Source organism: Streptomyces luteosporeus, from assembly GCF_039532865.1.
GTDB lineage: Bacteria > Actinomycetota > Actinomycetes > Streptomycetales > Streptomycetaceae > Streptomyces > Streptomyces luteosporeus.
This window is the reverse complement of record NZ_BAAASL010000004.1, coordinates 149,003-165,910: the sequence shown is the minus strand read 5'-3', so window position 1 is coordinate 165,910 and position 16,908 is coordinate 149,003. Positions and strand designations below refer to the sequence as shown.

General features: G+C 73.5%; 12 protein-coding genes. 8 read left to right on the top strand and 4 right to left on the bottom strand.

What is annotated here, in order from left to right:
• The first annotated feature begins 128 nt into the window (after positions 1-128).
• Positions 129-1,184 carry a polyprenyl synthetase family protein gene (locus ABD361_RS06460; RefSeq protein WP_344433797.1) on the top strand — a complete coding sequence of 352 codons (1,056 nt, stop codon included), beginning with the start codon at positions 129-131 and terminating at the stop codon, positions 1,182-1,184.
• A gap of 297 nt (positions 1,185-1,481) precedes the next feature.
• Positions 1,482-4,457 (top strand): AfsR/SARP family transcriptional regulator, encoded by a 2,976-nt coding sequence (locus ABD361_RS06455; RefSeq protein WP_344433969.1) that lies wholly within the window; start codon positions 1,482-1,484, stop codon positions 4,455-4,457.
• A 21-nt stretch (positions 4,458-4,478) separates the two neighbouring features.
• Here the strand turns inward: ABD361_RS06455 and ABD361_RS06450 are convergent, their stop codons facing one another.
• On the bottom strand, positions 4,479-4,745 hold the full coding sequence (locus tag ABD361_RS06450; protein ID WP_344433794.1) for a hypothetical protein: 267 nt from the start codon (positions 4,743-4,745) through the stop codon (positions 4,479-4,481).
• Between the two features lie 179 nt (positions 4,746-4,924).
• Here ABD361_RS06450 and ABD361_RS06445 point away from each other — a divergent pair, with 179 nt between their 5' ends.
• Positions 4,925-6,733, top strand: a complete 1,809-nt coding sequence (locus ABD361_RS06445) for an AfsR/SARP family transcriptional regulator (protein WP_344433793.1) — start codon at positions 4,925-4,927, stop codon at positions 6,731-6,733.
• Between the two features lie 105 nt (positions 6,734-6,838).
• Here ABD361_RS06445 and ABD361_RS06440 read toward each other — a convergent pair whose 3' ends face one another.
• Positions 6,839-7,075, bottom strand: a complete 237-nt coding sequence (locus tag ABD361_RS06440) for a DUF6269 family protein (protein WP_344433792.1) — start codon at positions 7,073-7,075, stop codon at positions 6,839-6,841.
• A gap of 158 nt (positions 7,076-7,233) precedes the next feature.
• Here ABD361_RS06440 and ABD361_RS06435 point away from each other — a divergent pair, with 158 nt between their 5' ends.
• Together ABD361_RS06435 and ABD361_RS06430 are read left to right on the top strand one after the other, a co-directional pair.
• On the top strand, positions 7,234-8,850 hold the full coding sequence (locus tag ABD361_RS06435; protein WP_344433791.1) for a tryptophan 7-halogenase: 1,617 nt from the start codon (positions 7,234-7,236) through the stop codon (positions 8,848-8,850).
• A gap of 27 nt (positions 8,851-8,877) precedes the next feature.
• Entirely contained in the window at positions 8,878-10,968 is a 2,091-nt protein-coding gene (locus ABD361_RS06430) for an ABC1 kinase family protein (protein ID WP_344433790.1), read from the top strand.
• A gap of 30 nt (positions 10,969-10,998) precedes the next feature.
• Here ABD361_RS06430 and ABD361_RS06425 read toward each other — a convergent pair whose 3' ends face one another.
• Positions 10,999-12,216, bottom strand: a complete 1,218-nt coding sequence (locus tag ABD361_RS06425; RefSeq protein WP_344433789.1) for a cytochrome P450 family protein — start codon at positions 12,214-12,216, stop codon at positions 10,999-11,001.
• Positions 12,217-12,439: 223 nt separating this feature from the next.
• Here ABD361_RS06425 and ABD361_RS06420 point away from each other — a divergent pair, with 223 nt between their 5' ends.
• The 3 genes from ABD361_RS06420 to ABD361_RS06410 all read left to right on the top strand — a co-directional run bounded on the left by ABD361_RS06420 (position 12,440) and on the right by ABD361_RS06410 (position 16,220).
• Positions 12,440-13,198 (top strand): ABC transporter ATP-binding protein, encoded by a 759-nt coding sequence (locus ABD361_RS06420; RefSeq protein ID WP_344433788.1) that lies wholly within the window; start codon positions 12,440-12,442, stop codon positions 13,196-13,198.
• Between the two features lie 5 nt (positions 13,199-13,203).
• Positions 13,204-15,747: an ABC transporter permease gene (locus ABD361_RS06415; protein ID WP_344433787.1), complete on the top strand. Its 2,544-nt coding sequence runs from the start codon at positions 13,204-13,206 to the stop codon at positions 15,745-15,747.
• Positions 15,748-15,965: 218 nt separating this feature from the next.
• A complete protein-coding gene (locus ABD361_RS06410; protein ID WP_344433786.1) occupies positions 15,966-16,220 on the top strand; it encodes a LysR family transcriptional regulator in 255 nt (84 codons plus the stop codon).
• A gap of 18 nt (positions 16,221-16,238) precedes the next feature.
• Here ABD361_RS06410 and ABD361_RS06405 read toward each other — a convergent pair whose 3' ends face one another.
• On the bottom strand, positions 16,239-16,889 hold the full coding sequence (locus tag ABD361_RS06405; protein ID WP_344433785.1) for a response regulator: 651 nt from the start codon (positions 16,887-16,889) through the stop codon (positions 16,239-16,241).
• Positions 16,890-16,908: the final 19 nt, after the last annotated feature.

Genomic DNA, 16,908 nt, shown 5'->3' with positions numbered 1-16,908 from the left:
TAAACGCCGAATGGTCCCCTCCAGCGGGCGCGAAGAAAGGTTGCATCTTCCTGCCATTTCTCTTGGCGCAGTTCAGGGGAGCCCGACATCGTTGCGCAGCACACCACGATTCCTAAAGGGGTTTCCCCGTGGGCCTGATTCACATGGACCCGGCCGCCGCAGCCGGTCCGGTGCCGCACCGTTCCTCCGGTATTCTCGGGCAACTCACGCTCGACGACGAGGAATTCGAAACAGCGATACGCGAGGGCCTGGCCGCCGCGGAGAAGGCCCTGCAGGACTGCGTGCGCAGCGCCCCCGACCCCCGCGTCGCCGACCTCACCGGCCACATCGCGGCCGCCGGCGGCAAACGCATGCGCCCCCTGCTCGTCCTGCTGGGCGCCCAGTTCGGCGAACCGTGGGACGAGGGCGTCACCGTCGCCGCCGTCGTGGCCGAGCTCGTCCACCTCTCCTCCCTCTACCACGACGACGTGATGGACCAGGCCGCCACCCGGCACGGCGTGCCCAGCGCCAACGCCCGCTGGGGCGAGCGCACCGCCGTCCTCGGCGGGGACTGGCTGCTCGCCCGCTCCGCGCAGCTCGCCGCCGGCCTCGGCGCCGACGCGCTGCGGCTGAACGCCGAGACCGCCGGCCGCCTGGTCGCCGGGCAACTGCGCGAACTGACCGGCCCCGCCCCCGACGAGGACCCGGTCGCGCACTACTTCTGCGTCACCGAGGGCAAGACCGCCGCCCTCCTGGCGATGTCCCTGGGCATCGGCGCCCTGCAGGCCGGCGCCCCCGAGCCGTACACCGCCGCCCTCGCCGCCTACGGCGAACACCTCGGCATCGCCTTCCAGATCGCCGACGACCTGCTCGACCTGGCCGCCCCGGCCACCCTCACCGGCAAGGAACAGGGCAAGGACCTGATGGCCGGCGTGCCCAGCCTGCCGGTGCTGCTGGCCCGCGCCGACACCGGGGCGCAGGGCGCCGAGCTGCGCGCCCTGCTCGCCGGCGGCGCGCTCACCGATCCGGCGGAGCACCGCCGGGCCCTGGAGCTGTTCCGCACCGCCCCGGCCCGGGCCCGGGCCGAGGAGATCCTGCACCAGCGGCTGGCCGACGCGCGTGCCGCACTCGCCGTCCTGCCGCCCCTGACCGCGCGCAGGGCCCTGGACGCCCTGTGCGACTTCGTCGCCCTGCGCACGTCCTAGGCGCCCCGAAGGGGCGCGGGGAACTGCGCGATCAGCCACCGACGGCCCGCAGCCGACGTGCCACCTCGACCTGCGGGCGCGTCGTGGCTTGTCGCGCAGTTCCCCGCGCCCCTATGGGGCGCCCCCTTCGGGGCGCCGTAGCCGCCGGGGTGCCGGATGTCGAGGGGGCCGGCACGGCAGCAAGCTGCCAGCGTCGTTGCCCGCCCCACAGTGCCTTGTTAAGCACTTGAAGCGGCATGAACCGGGTCGCACGGAGCCCGGGTGCGGCCGCGACATGGGAGGCAGCTCGTGCTACAGATGGTGTTCCGGATCCTGGGACCGCTGGACATCAGCGCCGGCGGGGCGCCGGTGACGCTCACCGGTGCCCGGCAGCGCACCATCATGTCGATGCTGCTGCTCGCCCCCAACCGCGTCGTCTCCGTCGAGACCCTCGCCGACGCCGTCTGGAACGGCCGCCCGCCCGCCACCGCCCGCAACCAGATCGCCATCTGCGTCTCCGCCCTGCGCAAGACCCTCAAGGCCACCGTCGGCGCCGACGACGTCCTCGTCACCAGCCACCCCGGCTACATGCTCTTCGCCGGTGAACACCGCATCGACGCCGTCGAGTTCGAGGAGCGCGCCGCCCTCGGCCGGGAGGCCGCCCGCAGCGGGCGCGCCGAGGAGGCCTGCGCCCACTTCGAGGAGGCCCTCGCCATGTGGCGCGGCCCCGCGCTGGAGGGCATCACCGCCGAGCGCGCCCAGGCCGAGGCCACCCGGCTGACCGAGATGCGCCTGGACGTCCACGAGGAGCACGCCGGGCTGCGCCTGGAGATGGGCCACCACCGCGAACTCATCGGCGAGCTCACCGCCTTCGTCCGCGAACACCCCCTGCGCGAGACCGCCACGGCCCACCTCATGCTCGCCCAGTACCGCTCCGGCCGCCGCGCCGAGGCGCTGGAGACCTACCGCGACGGCCGGCGGCTGCTGGCCGAGGAGCTCGGCATCGACCCCGGCCCCGCCCTGCAGGAACTGCACGAGGAGATCCTCGCCGACTCCCCCCGGCTGGCCCTGCCCGCCGAACCGGTCGCGCTCGTGCCCTCCGCCACCGTGCCGGCCCAGCTGCCCTCCGCCGTCGCCTCCTTCACCGGCCGCCGGCGCGAACTGGCCGCCCTCGACACCCTCCTGGACCACCTCGGCGGCCCCGCCCTGCCCGTGGGCTCCGTGACCGGCATCGGCGGCGTCGGCAAGACCGCCCTCGCCGTCCACTGGGCCCGCCAGGTCGCCGTCCGCTTCCCCGACGGGCAGCTCTTCGCCGACCTGCGCGGCTACGACGAGGAGGAGCCGCGCCGGCCGAGCGCCGTCCTCGACCGCTTCCTGCGCGCGCTCGGCGTACCCGCCCCGCAGATCCCCGCCGACCAGAACGAGCGCACCGCCCTCTTCCGCAGCGTCCTCGACGGCCGCCGCGTCCTGATCGTCCTCGACAACGCCCGCTCCTTCCAGCAGATACGCCCCCTGCTGCCCGGCTCCGGCCGCTGCTGCGTGCTGATCACCAGCCGCGACCCCATGGGCGGCGCCCTCGCCGGCGACTACGCCTTCGTCCCCCTGCACCTCGACGCCCTCGGACAGGACGAGGCCATCGCCCTGCTCTCCCGCGTCGTCGGCGACGACCGGCTCACCGCCGACCCCGTGGCCGCCGCCCGGCTCGGCGCGCTGTGCGACGGGCTGCCGCTGGCCCTGCGCATCGCCGCCGCCCGGCTCGCCGCCAAACCCCACTGGACCGTGCGCTCCCTGGTCGCCCGGCTGGAGGACCAGCATCGCAGGCTGGACGAGCTCAGCCCCGACGAGCGCGGCGTGCGCGCCGGCCTGCGGCTGAGCTACCGCGACCTGCCGGACGCCACGGCCCGGATGTTCCGGCTGCTGGCCACCGTCAACGTCCCCGACTTCGCCGCCTGGGCCGGAGCCGCGCTGCTCGACATCGACCCCCTGGACGCCGAGGACCTCATCGAGGAACTCGTCGACGCCCAGCTCGTGGTGCCCGTCGGCACCACCACCGGGCACGTGCGCTACCGCTTCCCGGGCCTGCCGCGCCTCTTCGCCCGCGAGCGCGCCCTCGCCGAGGACGCGGCACCGGACCTGCGCCGGGCCGTGCGGCGCGTGCTGGGCGCCTGGCTGGCCCTGGCCGCCGAGGCCCACCGGCGCGTGTACGGCGGCGACTACACCGTCCTGCACGGTCCGGCCCCCCTGCACCCGCTGCCCGCGCACCTGACCGACAGCCTGCTGCAGGACCCCATGGAATGGTTCGAGAGCGAGCGCGCCGCCATCACCGGCCTGGTCGAACAGGCCGCCCGCGACGGGGAGTCCGCCTTCGCCTGGGACCTGACCATGACCAGCGTCACCCTGTTCCAGAACCGGAACTACCTGGAGGACTGGCGGCACTCCTGCGAAGCGGCCCTCGCCGCCGCCCGGCAGGCCGGGGACCGGCTCGGCGAGGCCGTCATGCTGCACTCGCTCGGCACGCTGGAGATCGTGGAGTGGTCCTACGACCGCGCCGGCGACCACCTCACCGACGCCCTGCGGCTGTTCGAGGAGCTCGGGCAGGACCAGGGCCGCGCGCTGGTGCTGCGCAACCTCGCGCTGTGCGCCCGCCACCACGGCGAGCTGGACGACGCCCGGGACCTCGGACACCGCTCACTGGAGATCTTCCGGGCCGTCGGCGACCGGTACGCCGAGGCGCACGTCCTCGGCATGCTCGCCCAGATCGAGCTGGAACGCGGCGACCCCCGGGCCAGCCTGCAGCTGTCCTCCGAGGCCGTCGCCCGCAGCCGCGCGCTCGGTACGGCCCGCGGCGAGGCGCAGAGCACCGTCCGGCTCGCTGAGGCCCTGCTGCACCAGGGCAACGGGGAACGCGCCGAGGAGGCCGGCCGGCGGGCCCTGGACCTGGTACGGGCCGGCGGCGACCGCCGGGGCGAGGCCCACGCGCTGCGCGCGCTGGGCGAGGCGCTGTGGTGCCGGGGGCGCACCCTGGAGGCCGAGGAGGCGGTGCGCGAGGCGCTGCGGGTCGCCGGCAAGGTGCCGGACCGCTACCTGGAGGGCCGGGCCCGGATGGTGCTGGGGTGTCTGGTGCTGCTGCACGGCGACGCGGCCGGCGCGGCGGACTGCTTCACGGCCGCGGACGAGCTCTTCGCCGGGATCGGTGCGCCGTTCTGGCAGGAACGGGCGAGGCACCTGGGGGAGGTGGTGCGAGGCGGCGCGGTGCCGGGCTCGCAGGAGCTGTTCGCGCTGGTACAGCCATGAGGGACGGGCGCTGCGGCCGCCTCACGTCCAGGGGTCGTCCTTGACGGCGGCCGGGGCCACGGTCCACGGGTCGTCCTTGGTGCCGGCGGGCGCGACGGTCCACGGGTCGTCCTTCGCCACGGCCGGGCCCACCGTCCACGGGTCGTCGTGCGGCGCGGCCGCCACGGCACGGGCCGGGGACGCACCGGTCGCCTGGGCCGCCTGGGCCGCGGTCGTGCCGGCCGCCGACAGCAGCAGGACCGCCCCGGTCGTGGCGAGGGCCTTGAGGGTGGGGGAGAGGCGCTTCACGGGTTCCTCCTGGGACGCGACGGTGGTCTCGGCTGCTTCCGGAGCGCTCGCCCCGGTGTGCCCACCACGTTAGGAAGGCCCCTTTTCCCAGCGCTTTCGTCTCGCTTTCGCGGCCGCGAAACCGACTGCGAAATCGCCCCGACAGCCCCGAAAAAGCGCAGGTCAATAGCGTTTCGCGCATGGACTTCCAGATCCTGGGGCAGGTCGCGGCCACGGCCGGCGGCCGCGCGGTGGCCCTCGACGGCGCCAAGCAGCGCACCGTGCTCGCGGCCCTGCTCCTCGCCCACGGCAAGGTCATGCCCGACGAGCGCCTCACCACCCTGGTGTGGGGCTGGGAGCCGCCCGCCACGAGCACCAACCAGCTCTACACGTACGTCTCCCGGCTGCGCACCCGCCTCGGCGCGGACGTCGCCCTGGAGCGCGTGGGCGCCGGATACCGGCTGGACATCGGCGACGCGCCCCTCGACTGGGACGCCTTCCGCCGGCTCGCCGAGGCCGGCCGCGCCGACCTGGCCGCCGGGCGGTACGAGGATGCCGAGCGGCACCTGGCCGGCGCCCTCGCCCTGTGGCGCGGGCCCGCCCTCACCGGCGTCACCGAGCACCTCGCCGAGGCGGAGGGGCCGCGGCTGGAGGAGGCGCGGATCGCGGCACTGGAACACCACGCGGAGGCCGCTCTGGCGCTGGGCCGGCACGACGAACTGGTGCCCGGCCTGACCCGTCTGGTGCACCGGCACCCGGTGCGGGAGCGGTTGCGGTGCCATCTGATGACGGCGCTCTTCCGCAGCGGGCGGCAGGCGGACGCGCTGGCCGTGTACGAGCAGGGGCGGGCCGTCCTGGCCGAGGAACTCGGCATCGATCCGGGGCCGGAGCTGCGGGCGCTGCACCAGGCGGTGCTCACGGGGACGGTGCCCCCCAAGCAGGGGGCGGTGCGGGCCGGTGGGCCGGATGGTGCCCAGCCGTGCCGCCCCGCGGGCACGGCCGCCCACCAACCGGCCGGCGGGACCGTGCCCGCGACGCTGCCCGCACCTCCCGCCGACTTCACCGGGCGCGAGAACGAGACCGCGGAGGTCGTGGCCGCCCTGCGGGCCGGGCACACCGTCGTGGTCACCGGGGCGCCCGGCACGGGGAAGTCCGCGCTGGCCCTGTGGACCGCCGCACATCTCGCCGGCGACTTCCCCGACGGCCTGCTGCACGCGGACCTGCGCACCGCCCACGGCACGCCCCGCGAACCCGCCGAGGTCCTCGGCCTGTTCCTCGGTGCCCTCGGCGTCGGCCCCGACCGGCTGCCCGCCACCGCCGACGAGCGCGGGCAGCTCTACCGCACACTGCTGGCCGGCCGCCGGGTCCTGGTCGTCCTCGACAACGCCGCCGACGACGCCCAGGTCCGGCCGCTGCTGCCGGGCGCCGGCCCCGGCCGCACCCTGGTGACCGGCGTGCGCGCCTCGCTCGCCGCCCTGGAGGGCGCCCACCTCGTGCGGCTCGGCCCGCTGGAGCCCGCCGCGGCGGTGGGGCTGCTGGCCGCCGTCGCCGGGCCGGCCCGGCTCGCGCAGGACCCGGAGGCGGCCGCGCGCATCGCCGAGTACTGCGACCGGCTGCCCCTGGCCCTGCGCATCGCCGGCGCCCGGCTGGCCGCCCGGCCGCACTGGCCGGCCGCCCGGCTCGCCGCCCGCCTCGCGCCCGAGGACCGCCGGCTCGGCGAACTGCGCCTGGGCAGCCTGGACGTACGGACCGCCCTGCGCACCGAACTCGACCGGCTGCCCGCGCCGGCCGGCCGCGCCTTCGCCGTGCTGGCGGCGGCCGGCCTGGAGCGGCTGGACGCTGCCGACGCCGCCGCGCTGCTGGACACCGGCCCCGACGAGGCCGAGGAGCTGCTGGAGGAACTGGCCGACGCGGGGCTGCTGGAGGGCTGGCCGCTGTACGGCTGCGCCCCTCTCGTGCGGCTCCTCGGGCGGGAGAGGCATTGCGCCCCGGCGCTCGCCTCTTTCTGAACGTTCCCTCCGAACGTTCCTTCCGAACGTTCCTTTTCCCGCTCGCCTTTCGCGGGCCGGCCGCCTTTCGGCGCCGGCCCGCGAAGGCATTTCCGCGGTCCTCGCTCAGCCGCAGCCACCCGCGTGGGAGTCGTCGAGCCCGTAGTACTCGCGGGGATTGTCGAACTTCCCCTGCGCCGCGAGCTCGGTGAGCGCGTCGACGTACTGGGCCAGCAGTTCGGCCCACGGCGCCGCATTGTCACGCAGCAGGGTCTCCTGGGTCAGGGACGCCTGCTGCTCGATCTCCTTGAGGAACTCGAGCGGGTGCTGAACCTGGGCAGGGGCGTTCTGTGAGTTGTTCATTGCTCCTCCTCCGTATGGGGCCGGGCCCCTCTCAGGTCCCGCATCCACAGATTCGGCCCCGCTCCTGTACGCGATCCGGCGTCCTTCCGTATCGCTTTCCATAGCCGGGTGGAGGAGGAATACAGCTTTCGTACAGGCCTCTGGAAAAGCCTGCCCGCATGGGCGATCTCATTGAAAACGTCGTCGTGGCCGGCGGAGGGCGCGACGCGTGGACCGCGGCCGTCCGCCTGGCCGGCGCACTGGGCGGCACCGTCCGCGTCACCGTCCTCGACCCGGCACCGGGCCCCGGACCTGCGGGAATCGAGGCAATCGAGGCGGCCCGGCTCGCCCCGGGCGTCCAGCAGGCGCTCTTCGACGGCCTCGGGGTCCTGGAGAGCACATGGATGCGCGCCTGCGACGCCTCGTTCGACGTGGCCACGCGGTACGTCAATTGGCGCACCCCGCACGCGGCGAGTGCCGTGCCGCACACGCTCGCCGGCGGCTGGGCCGACCATTTCTACCGCCCGTACGCACCATTGCCGCTGTGCGAGGACGTTCCGCTGATCGACCACTGGCGTACGCGCCGGTACCACGGCGAGACGCTCGAACCGTTCGACTACGCGTGTTTCCGCGAGCCGCCGCTCATGGACGCGCGGAAATCACCGCGCTGGCTCGACGGGCGCGCCGCACTGCCCTACGGCTGGCACGCCGACGCCCATTCGTTCACCGCGTTCCTGCGGAAACTGGCGACCCGTACCCTCGGCGTACGCCGTGTCGTCGGCGTGCCGCAGTCCGCCGAACGCGACGAACACGGAATGCTGACCGCACTGCACACGGCGGACGGCCTGCGCATCGACGGCGACTTCTTCCTCGACTGCACCGGGGAACAGCGCCTGCTGATGGCCGCGATCCTCAAGGAACCCTTCGTCCCCGCACAGCACGAATTGCTGTGCGACAGCGCCGTCGTCGTCACCACCCCCCACGACCCCGCGCACGGCATCGAGCCGTACACCACCCTCGTCGCCGTGCCCGAGGGCTGGGCCTGGCGCACGCCCCTGGCCGGCCGCGTCGTCACCGGCCTCGTCCACGCCGGGGACCTCACCGGGCCCGACCGGGCCGCCCGGCGGCTGCGCGCGCTGTGGGGCCCGGACCCGGACCGCGCCACCGTGCACCACGTGCGCCTGGCCACCGGCCGCAGCCGCCGCTCCTGGGTGAAGAACTGCGTGGCGCTGGGCGCCGCCTCCTGTGCCCTGGAACCGCTGCCCGGCGCCGGCCCGGCCGACGTCCTGGACGCCGTGGACCTCCTGGTGCGCGACTTCCCGGCCATGGCCGGCCGCGAGGCCCCGGCCGCCCGCTTCGAGCAGGCCCTCGCCGAACGCTTCGCCCGCGCCCGCGACCTGGCCCGCCTCCACTACGCCGCCGGACCCCGCACCGACGCGCCCCTGTGGCGCGCCCAGCACGCCCTGCCGCTGTCCGCCGCCCTCGCCGAGAGCACGGCCGCCTACCACGCCGGCCTGACGCCCGCGCCCGGCGAACTCCCGTACCACGCCCTGCTCGCCGCCACCGCCGTGCGCCGCCCGGCCCCCTGCCCCGCGCTCGCCCACCGCCTCGACTCCCGCCGCGCCGCCGAGGACCACTTCACCCGCGTCCGGCGCCAGCAGCGCATCCTGCTGGAGACCCTGCCGTCCGCCGACGCCTACCTGAGACGGCTGCACGGCCTGCCCTCCCGGCAATTCCCGCGGCTGCATGAAGCTGCCACGGTGCTCGGTTCCGGCGGTGGCTTCGCCCTAGCCTGACCGGCGACCTACCCCGAGGGAGCCGTGATGACCCGACTGGCCGCCGCTGCGGTGGACGACATATCCGTGACCTTCCTCCTCGTCCTGGCGGCCGCCGTCGCCTTCGGCATCATCGTGCTCGGCGTCTCCGCCGCCTCGCGCCGGCTGCTGGGCATCCGGGTGGGGCCGCTGCGCGCCCTGTCGGCCGGCCTGGTGGGGCTGGCCACGCTCACCGTGACCGGGCAGGTGATCCGCGGCGAGGAGAACCGCGGCGCCCTGACCTTCCTGCAGTTCGCCCTGTCCCTCTTCGCCGCCATGGCCGCGCTCGTGCTCGCCGAGGTCTTCGTGCCGCACGGCAGCTGGGCCCGCCCGCTGCAGGCGGTCCGGGGCCTGGGCGACCGCCTGGCCCGGGTGCGCCGCTACTCGCAGATCAGCAGGATCTTCGTCCGGCACGGGCTCGGCCGGCTGGCGCGCGGCCGCACCGGCTGGGAGCGCGCCCTGGAACCGGGGGAATTCGGCGAGCGCTCCGCGCGCTCGCTGCGGCTGGCACTGGAGGAGTGCGGTGGCGCGCTCATCAAGCTCGGCCAGGTCCTGTCCACCCGGCGCGACCTGCTGCCGCCGCACTTCATCGACGAGCTGAGCCGGCTGCAGTCCGACGTGCCGGCCGCGCCCTGGCCGGAGGTGGAGGCCGTGCTCCGCAAGGAGCTGGGCAAGCCCGTCGACGAGGTCTTCGAGTGGATCGAGCACGTGCCGCTGGCCGCCGCCTCCATCGCCCAGGTGCACCGCGCCCGGCTGGCCGGCGGGCCCACCGTCGCCGTCAAGGTGCAGCGCCCCGGCATCCGCGAGACGGTCGAGCGCGACCTCGACATCGTGCTGACCGTCAGCCGGGGCCTGGCCGCCCGGGCCCGCGCGGCCCAGGCCCTGGGGCTGCGCGAGCTGGGCGACGGGTTCGCCGAATCGGTGCGCGAGGAACTGGACTTCCGCGTCGAGGCCCGCAACGCCGGCGCGGTGGCGGACGCCTGCGACGGCCACGCCCCCGAGGCACCGGTGCGCATCCCGCGCGTGTACTACGAGTACACCTCGGCCCGTGTCCTGGTGCAGGAGTGGCTGGACGGCGTCACCCTCGACCGGGCCGGACCGCTGGCCGACCGGGAGGGCTGGGACCGCGAGAAGCTGGCCCGCAGCGCCTTCGACGCCGTGCTCCACCAGATCCTGCGCGTGGGCACCTTCCACGCCGATCCGCACCCGGGCAACCTGCTGCTCCTGAACAGCGGGCACATCGGCATGCTGGACTTCGGCTCCGTCGGCCGGATCGACCCCTCCGTGCAGCTGGCCATCCAGGAACTGCTGATCGCCGTCGACCGCGGCGACCCGGCCGGGCTGCACGACGCCCTGCTCACCCTCCTGGGCACCCGGGCCACCACCGACGACGACCTCATGCCCGACCCGCTGCTGCTGGAGCGGGAACTGGGGCGCTTCATGGCCCGGCACCTGAGCGCCGGGGCCCAGCCCGACACCGAGATGTTCACGGCGCTGTTCCGGATGCTCGCGCGGTTCGGCCTCGCGGTGCCGCCCGAGGTGGCGGCCGTCTTCCGGGCCCTGGCCACCGTCGAGGGCACCCTCACCCGGCTCGCCCCCGGCTTCAAGATGCTCGAGGAGGCCCGCTCCTTCGCCATGGCGATGCTCACCGACCGCCTCGGGCTCGGCGGCCGGCGCGGCACCCCGGGCGGGCCGGGCGCCGAGCGGGCGGGCGGCTTCGTCCCGCCGGCCTTCTCCTCGCTCGCCCAGAGCGCCGCGCAGGAGTTCCTCTCCGTCCTGCCCATGCTGCGCCGGCTGCCCCGGCGGGCGGAGCGGATCAGCGCCTCCCTGGAGGAGGGCCGGCTGGGCGTACGGGTGCGGGTGCTCGCCGACGAGCGGGAGCGGCGCTTCGTCTCCGGCTTGATCCACCAGGTGACCATCACCCTGGTCGCCGCCTGCACCGGGCTGATGGGAGTCGTCCTGACCGTCTTCGGCACCGGCCGCGGCCCGCACCTGACCAAGGAGCTGGAGCTCTTCCCCGTCCTCGGCTACCACATGCTCGCGGTCAGCGCGATCCTCATGCTCAGGGCCCTGTACACGGCGATGCGGCGGCCGGTGTGACCGGTGCCGCCGCTCCTCGCCCCGCGGTCCTCACCACGCCACCGGCAGCTCCACCAGCGGGCGTACGACCACGTTCTGCTGGTAGCGCAGCTCGGCCGGGTCCACGGCCAGCCGCACGTCCGGGAAGCGCTCGAAGAGCCGCCGGGCGGCGATCTCGGTGATCACCTTGGCCAGGTGCGCGCCGGAGCAGTAGTGGATGCCGAAGCCGAAGCTCAGGTGGGCCGGCTTGGGCCGGTCCAGGTCGAGGCGGTCCGGGTGGTGCGGGAACTGCGCGGTGTCGCGGTTGGTCGACATCACGCAGATCACCACGACCTCGCCGGCCGGGATCGTCACCCCGCCCAGCTCCACCGGCTCGGTGGTCACCCGCTGCAGGGCGTTGCCGATCGGGCTCACATACCGGATCAGCTCGTCCATCGAGGCGCCCCAGCGGCCGGGCTCGCCCAGCAGCCGCGCCCGCTCCGCCGGATGGGTCAGCAGCGCGGCCAGCACCCCGCCCACCAGGCTGGCGGTGGTGTCGTTGCCGCCCGTCATCAGCGCGAAGCCGGTGGAGAGGATCTCGGTGGGGGTCAGCCGCCGCTCCTCGTCCGCGTGGACGAGCGCCGAGAGCAGGTCCTCGCCCGGCTCGCGCTCCTTGCGGGCGATCAGCTCGGACATGTACCGCGACAGCTCCTGGATGTTGCGGTCCAGCGCCCCCGAGCCGTCGGTGGGGGAGTACGTGCGCAGCGCCGCCGACCAGCGCAGGAAGTCCGGCCAGGCGTCCGCCGGCACGCCCATCAGCTCGGCGATGGTGATCACCGGCAGCGGGTCGGCGTACCCGCCGATCAGATCCGCCCGGGGCCGGCCGGCCAGCTTGTCCAGCAGGTCGTCGGCGATCGTCTCGACGCGCGGCCGCAGCGCCTCCGCCCGGCGCGGCGTGAAGGCGAAGCTGATCGCCCGGCGCAGCGGGGTGTGGCGCGGCGGCTCCAGGTTGGCCAGGTGGTTGGCCTCCTCCGGCGGCGGCGTCATCGTCCGCCCCGTGCGCTGCGACATCAGCCGGTAGTGCACATGGATGTCACGGCTGAGCCGGGGGTCGGCGAGGGCGGCCTTGGCGTCGTCGTACCGCGTGACCACGAACGCCCGGCTGCCGTCCGGAAGGGACAGCTCGCGCACGGGGCTCTCGCGGCGCACGTATTCCAGGACCGGATACGGATTCTGGGTGAAGTCGTTCGTCAGCATCCAGTATTTGGAGAGGGTCCGGGTGCCTGTCATGCGCGTCCTTCCGAGCGTCGCCGCGGGACGTGTCCCATCGGCCGGAACGCTAGGCGCGCTCTGCCATTCGGCGCAGGCGCGCATCGAAAAGTTCTATGCGCGCTGGGGGCACCCCGCCAACACCCGGAAGACTCTATGCCGTTTGGCAGATGTGGCTCCATCGGCCCGCTTCTAGTCTCCATTTCACCGTCCGAGGTCGAACCCCGTGGGGAGTGTGAGTCGTGTGACCGCGACTGTTTCCACCAAGCGCGCAATCGCCGCCCGAGCAGTTGGCGTAACGAAGTTGTACGGGGAGGGAGAGGCACAGGTGGCCGCCCTGAGGGGGGTGAGCGTCGACATCACCGCCGGTGAATTCACCGCGGTCATGGGCCCCTCCGGATCGGGCAAGTCGACGCTGATGCACAGCCTGGCCGGCCTCGACACCATCACCGAGGGCGCGGTCTACATCGGCGACGCCGAGCTCAGCGGCATGTCCGACAAGGAGCTCACCAAGCTGCGCCGCGGTCGCATCGGCTTCATCTTCCAGCAGTTCAACCTGCTGCCCACGCTGACGGCCGAGGAGAACATCCTGCTGCCGCTGAAGATCGCCGGTCGCAAGCCCTCCCCCGACTGGTTCGACCGGGTCGTGGAGACCGTCGGCCTCGGCCAGCGCCTGGGTCACCGGCCCACCGAACTCTCCGGCGGCCAGCAGCAGCGCGTCGCCTGCGCCCGCGCCCTGGTCAGCCAGCCCGAGGTCATCTTCGCCGACGAACCGACCGGCAACCTGGACTCCACCTCCGGCGCCGAGGTGCTCAAGTTCCTGCAGCACTCGGTGCGCACGCTGGGGCAGACCATCGTCATGGTCACCCACGACCCGGTCGCCGCCTCCTACGCCGACCGCGTCATCTTCCTGGCGGACGGCCGGATCGTGGACGAGCTCAGGGAGCCCACGGCCGACGCCGTCCTCGACATGATGCGCACCCTCGACGTCAAGGGCCGGTGACCGGCGTGCTGAGCGCAACCCTCAAGAGCCTGCTCTCCCGCAAGCTGCGGCTGCTGCTGTCGGGCCTGGCCGTGGTGCTGGCGGTGATGTTCGTCTCCGGCGCCATGGTCATCAAGGACACCCTCGGCCGTTCCATCGACGCCCAGTTCGCCGGCGCGTACGACGACATGGACCTGCACGTCGCGCACAAGCCCAAGATCGAGGCCGGGGCCGCGGACGACGCCGCGGTCGTCCCGCCGGCCGATGCGGCCACCGTCGCCCGCGTGGCGGCCGTCGGCGGCGTTGCCAAGGCGTACGGCCTGGTCAAGGCCGAGGGCGCCCGGGCCCTGGGCAAGGACGGCAAGTTGGTGCCCTCCACCGGCGGCCCCCGCTACGGCGAGGCCTGGCGCGGCGAGAGCTCCCTGCTGAAGCTGCGCGAGGGCCACGCCCCGCGCACCGAGGACGAGGTCGCCGTCAACGCGGCCCTGGCGAAGAAGGCCGGCTACCGGGCCGGCGACCGCATCGCCGTGCTGACCACCGAGCCGCGGCGTACCTTCACCGTCGCCGGCGTCTTCGGGTACTCCGGGGAGCGCGACTCCATCGGCGGCGAGCAGACCGTGGCCTTCACCGAACCGGTCGCCCAGCGCCTGGTCCTCGGCAAGGCCGGCGGATTCTCCGGCATCGCCGTCGACACCGCCCGCGGCACCTCCGCCGACAGCGTCAAGGAGGCCGTGGCCAAGCAGCTCGGCGACGACTTCGACGTCCTCACCGGCGAGGAACTCGCCAAGAAGGACTCGCAGAAGAACCGCGGCATCCTGGACATGATGAACATGATGCTACTCGGCTTCGCCGGCGTGGCGGTTCTGGTGGGCATCTTCCTCATCGTCAACACCTTCTCCATCATCATCGCCCAGCGCATGCGCGAGCTGGCCCTGCTGCGGGCCATCGGCGCCAGCCGCAAGCAGATGATCGGCTCGGTGCTGCTCGAATCCTTCGTCGTGGGCCTGGTCGCCTCCGCCGTGGGCCTCGCCGCCGGCATCGGCATCGGCGCGGCCGGCGCGGACATGCTGGCCGGTACGACCGACGGGCTGAAGGTCGCCTCCCTCGGGGTGCCCGCCGGCGCCGTCGTCACCGCCTTCGCGGTGGGCATCGTCGTCACCGTGCTCTCCGCCCTCTTCCCGGCGCTGCGCGCCTCCAAGGTGCCGCCCATCGCGGTGATCCGCGCCGCGGCCCTGCCGGACGGCAAGCACCGCAAGCAGACCTGGACCGGCGCGATCCTGCTCGGCCTCGGCGTGGTCCTGCTCGCCCTCGGCCTCTTCGGCTCCAGCGGCATCGGCACCATCCTCACCGGGGTGCTGCTGGCCTTCGTGGGCATCGCCCTGCTCACCCCGCTGATCAGCCGGCCCACCGTGTGGGCGCTCGGATCGCTGTTCGCCCGGTCGGTGCCCGGTGAGCTCGGGCGCAGCAACTCCGCCCGCAACCCGCGCCGCACCGCGGTGACCGCCTCGGCGATGATGATCGGCGTGGCGCTGGTCACCGCGATCAGCACCGTGGCCGCCTCCTCCGAGAGCAGCGTCTCCAAGGACATCTCCCAGGAACTCAAGGCCGACCTGGTCGCCATGGGCGATGCCGGCTCCGCCGGCTCGGCGGCCATCGACCCGGGCGCGCTGACCCGCGCCACCCAGGTGCCGGGGGTCAAGGCGGTGGCGGCCGCCATGTTCGACACCGCAACCGTCGGCAAGGAGACCACCACGGTCGCCGGCTGGCAGGACTGGGCCAAGGCTCGCGAGATCCTCGGTCTGCGCGCCGAGGACGGCGCGATCGACGCCCTGGCCGCGGGCACGGTGGTGATGAACGCGAAGGCCGCCGAGGACCAGGGCCTCAAGGTCGGCGACCGGGTCACCGTGCAGCTGCAGCGGGGCGAGCAGCACAACTACCGCCTCGCCGGCACCTTCCATGACTCCAGCCTCGCCAACAGCGTGGTCGTGCCCTTCGCCGATGCGCAGACCGGCTTCAAGGCCAAGCTGCCCTCGCAGGCGTTCTTCGAGCTCGCCGGCAACGCCGACGTCTCCGACGTCCAGCCGAAGATCGAGCAGCTGCTCAAGGACAGCCCCGAGGTCTCCGTGCAGACCAAGGACCAGATCATCGAGAAGTTCAGCAGCGGGTTCGCGGCCATGCTCATGATCGTGCAGGCGCTGCTCGGCGTGGCGATGCTCATCGCGGTCCTCGGGATCGTCAACACCCTGGCGCTGTCCATCCTGGAGCGCACCAAGGAGATGGGCATGCTGCGGGCCATCGGCCTCAGCCGGGGCCAGACGGTCCGCATGATCATGACGGAGTCCGTGGTGATCTCCCTCTTCGGTGCGGTCCTCGGCCTCGCGGTCGGTGCGGTCCTCGGCCTCGCCGTCGCCCACGCGATGAAGGACCAGGGCGTCACCGAGCTGGCCCTGCCCTGGGGGCAGATGATCGCCTACCTCGTCGGAGCCGCGGTCGTCGGCGTCATCGCCGCCATCGCCCCCGCCCGGCGCGGTGCCCGCCTCAACGTCCTGACCGCCATCAGTCACGGCTGAGCCGGGCCCACCCGCTCCGCATCCACCGAAGCGCCCCCGTCGACGAAGACGTCGCGGGGGCGCTTCGGTGTCCGCCGGACGCCGGACGGCAGCTTCCTGCATCATCCATTGCTCCGCACCGGCAAGTGAGCTGACATGGAAGGGAATTCATGGCCCCGTATCCGGTACGCCGGCAATCTTGCCGACCCGGTCGGGGTCCGCTCAAGACAGGGGGCCAGATGCACGAGCGGGAGTTCCGGGCTTTCGTCTCCGTGGCGGAGATCGGCAGGATGGACCAGGCCGCAAAGGTACTGGGATATTCGCAGCCCGCCATCAGTTACCAGATCAAGTGCCTGGAGCAGATGCTGGGCACCAAACTCTTCGTCCGCGATTCGACAGGTGCCCGGCTCACTCGTGAAGGGCGCATGATCCTGCCATCGGCCCGGGCCGTTCTGGCCCTGATCGACAGCATGAAGGGAGTCTGCGCCGCGTGAGGCGCGGCCTGGCCGACGTCAGTTCGCCAGGCCGCTGTCCCACACCCAGGCCGCGATGCCCACCCGATTGCGCACGTCGAGCTTGCGCTGGATGTTCGCGATGTGGGTCTTCGCGGTACCGGCCGAAATGAACAACTCGCTGCCGATCTCCGCGTTGGTGAGCCCCTTCGCCACCAGCCGGGCGATTTCCGTCTCCCGTTCCGTCAGCGCTTCGTGCGGCTGAGCGACCTGATGACGGGCGGGGCTTTGAAGGTGCTTCAGCAGCCGTACGGTGACGGACGGGCTGATCATGGTGTCGCCGGCCACCGCGGCCCGCACCGCCTCCACCAGCAGGGCCGGCCCGGACCGCTTCAGCAGAAAGCCACAGGCACCGTTGTGCAGGGCCGTGTGCACGTATTCGTCGAGGTCGAAGGTGGTCACCACCACGACCCGCAGCGGGTCGGCGACCCCGGGGCCCGCCAGCCGGCGGGTGACCTCCAAGCCGTCCAGACGGGGCATGCGGATGTCGGCCAGCACCACGTCCGGGCGGAGCCGGCAGGCGAGTTCGACGGCCTGCAGGCCGTCCGCGGCCTCGCCCACCACCTCCATGTCGGGCTGCGAATCCAGAATCAACCGGAAACCGACACGAACGGCTTCCTGGTCGTCGGCGAGAAGTATGCGAATGGTCACGGTGAGCACCGTATCCGCA

Excerpts from the sequence above, each read along its gene's own strand:
- ABD361_RS06455 (WP_344433969.1), top strand. The coding sequence starts at position 1,482 with ATGGTGTTCCGGATCCTGGGACCGCTGGACATCAGCGCCGGCGGGGCG.
- ABD361_RS06445 (WP_344433793.1), top strand. The coding sequence starts at position 4,925 with ATGGACTTCCAGATCCTGGGGCAGGTCGCGGCCACGGCCGGCGGCCGC.
- ABD361_RS06440 (WP_344433792.1), bottom strand. The coding sequence starts at position 7,075 with ATGAACAACTCACAGAACGCCCCTGCCCAGGTTCAGCACCCGCTCGAG.
- ABD361_RS06435 (WP_344433791.1), top strand. The coding sequence starts at position 7,234 with ATGGGCGATCTCATTGAAAACGTCGTCGTGGCCGGCGGAGGGCGCGAC.
- ABD361_RS06430 (WP_344433790.1), top strand. The coding sequence starts at position 8,878 with ATGACCCGACTGGCCGCCGCTGCGGTGGACGACATATCCGTGACCTTC.
- ABD361_RS06425 (WP_344433789.1), bottom strand. The coding sequence starts at position 12,216 with ATGACAGGCACCCGGACCCTCTCCAAATACTGGATGCTGACGAACGAC.
- ABD361_RS06410 (WP_344433786.1), top strand. The coding sequence starts at position 15,966 with ATGCACGAGCGGGAGTTCCGGGCTTTCGTCTCCGTGGCGGAGATCGGC.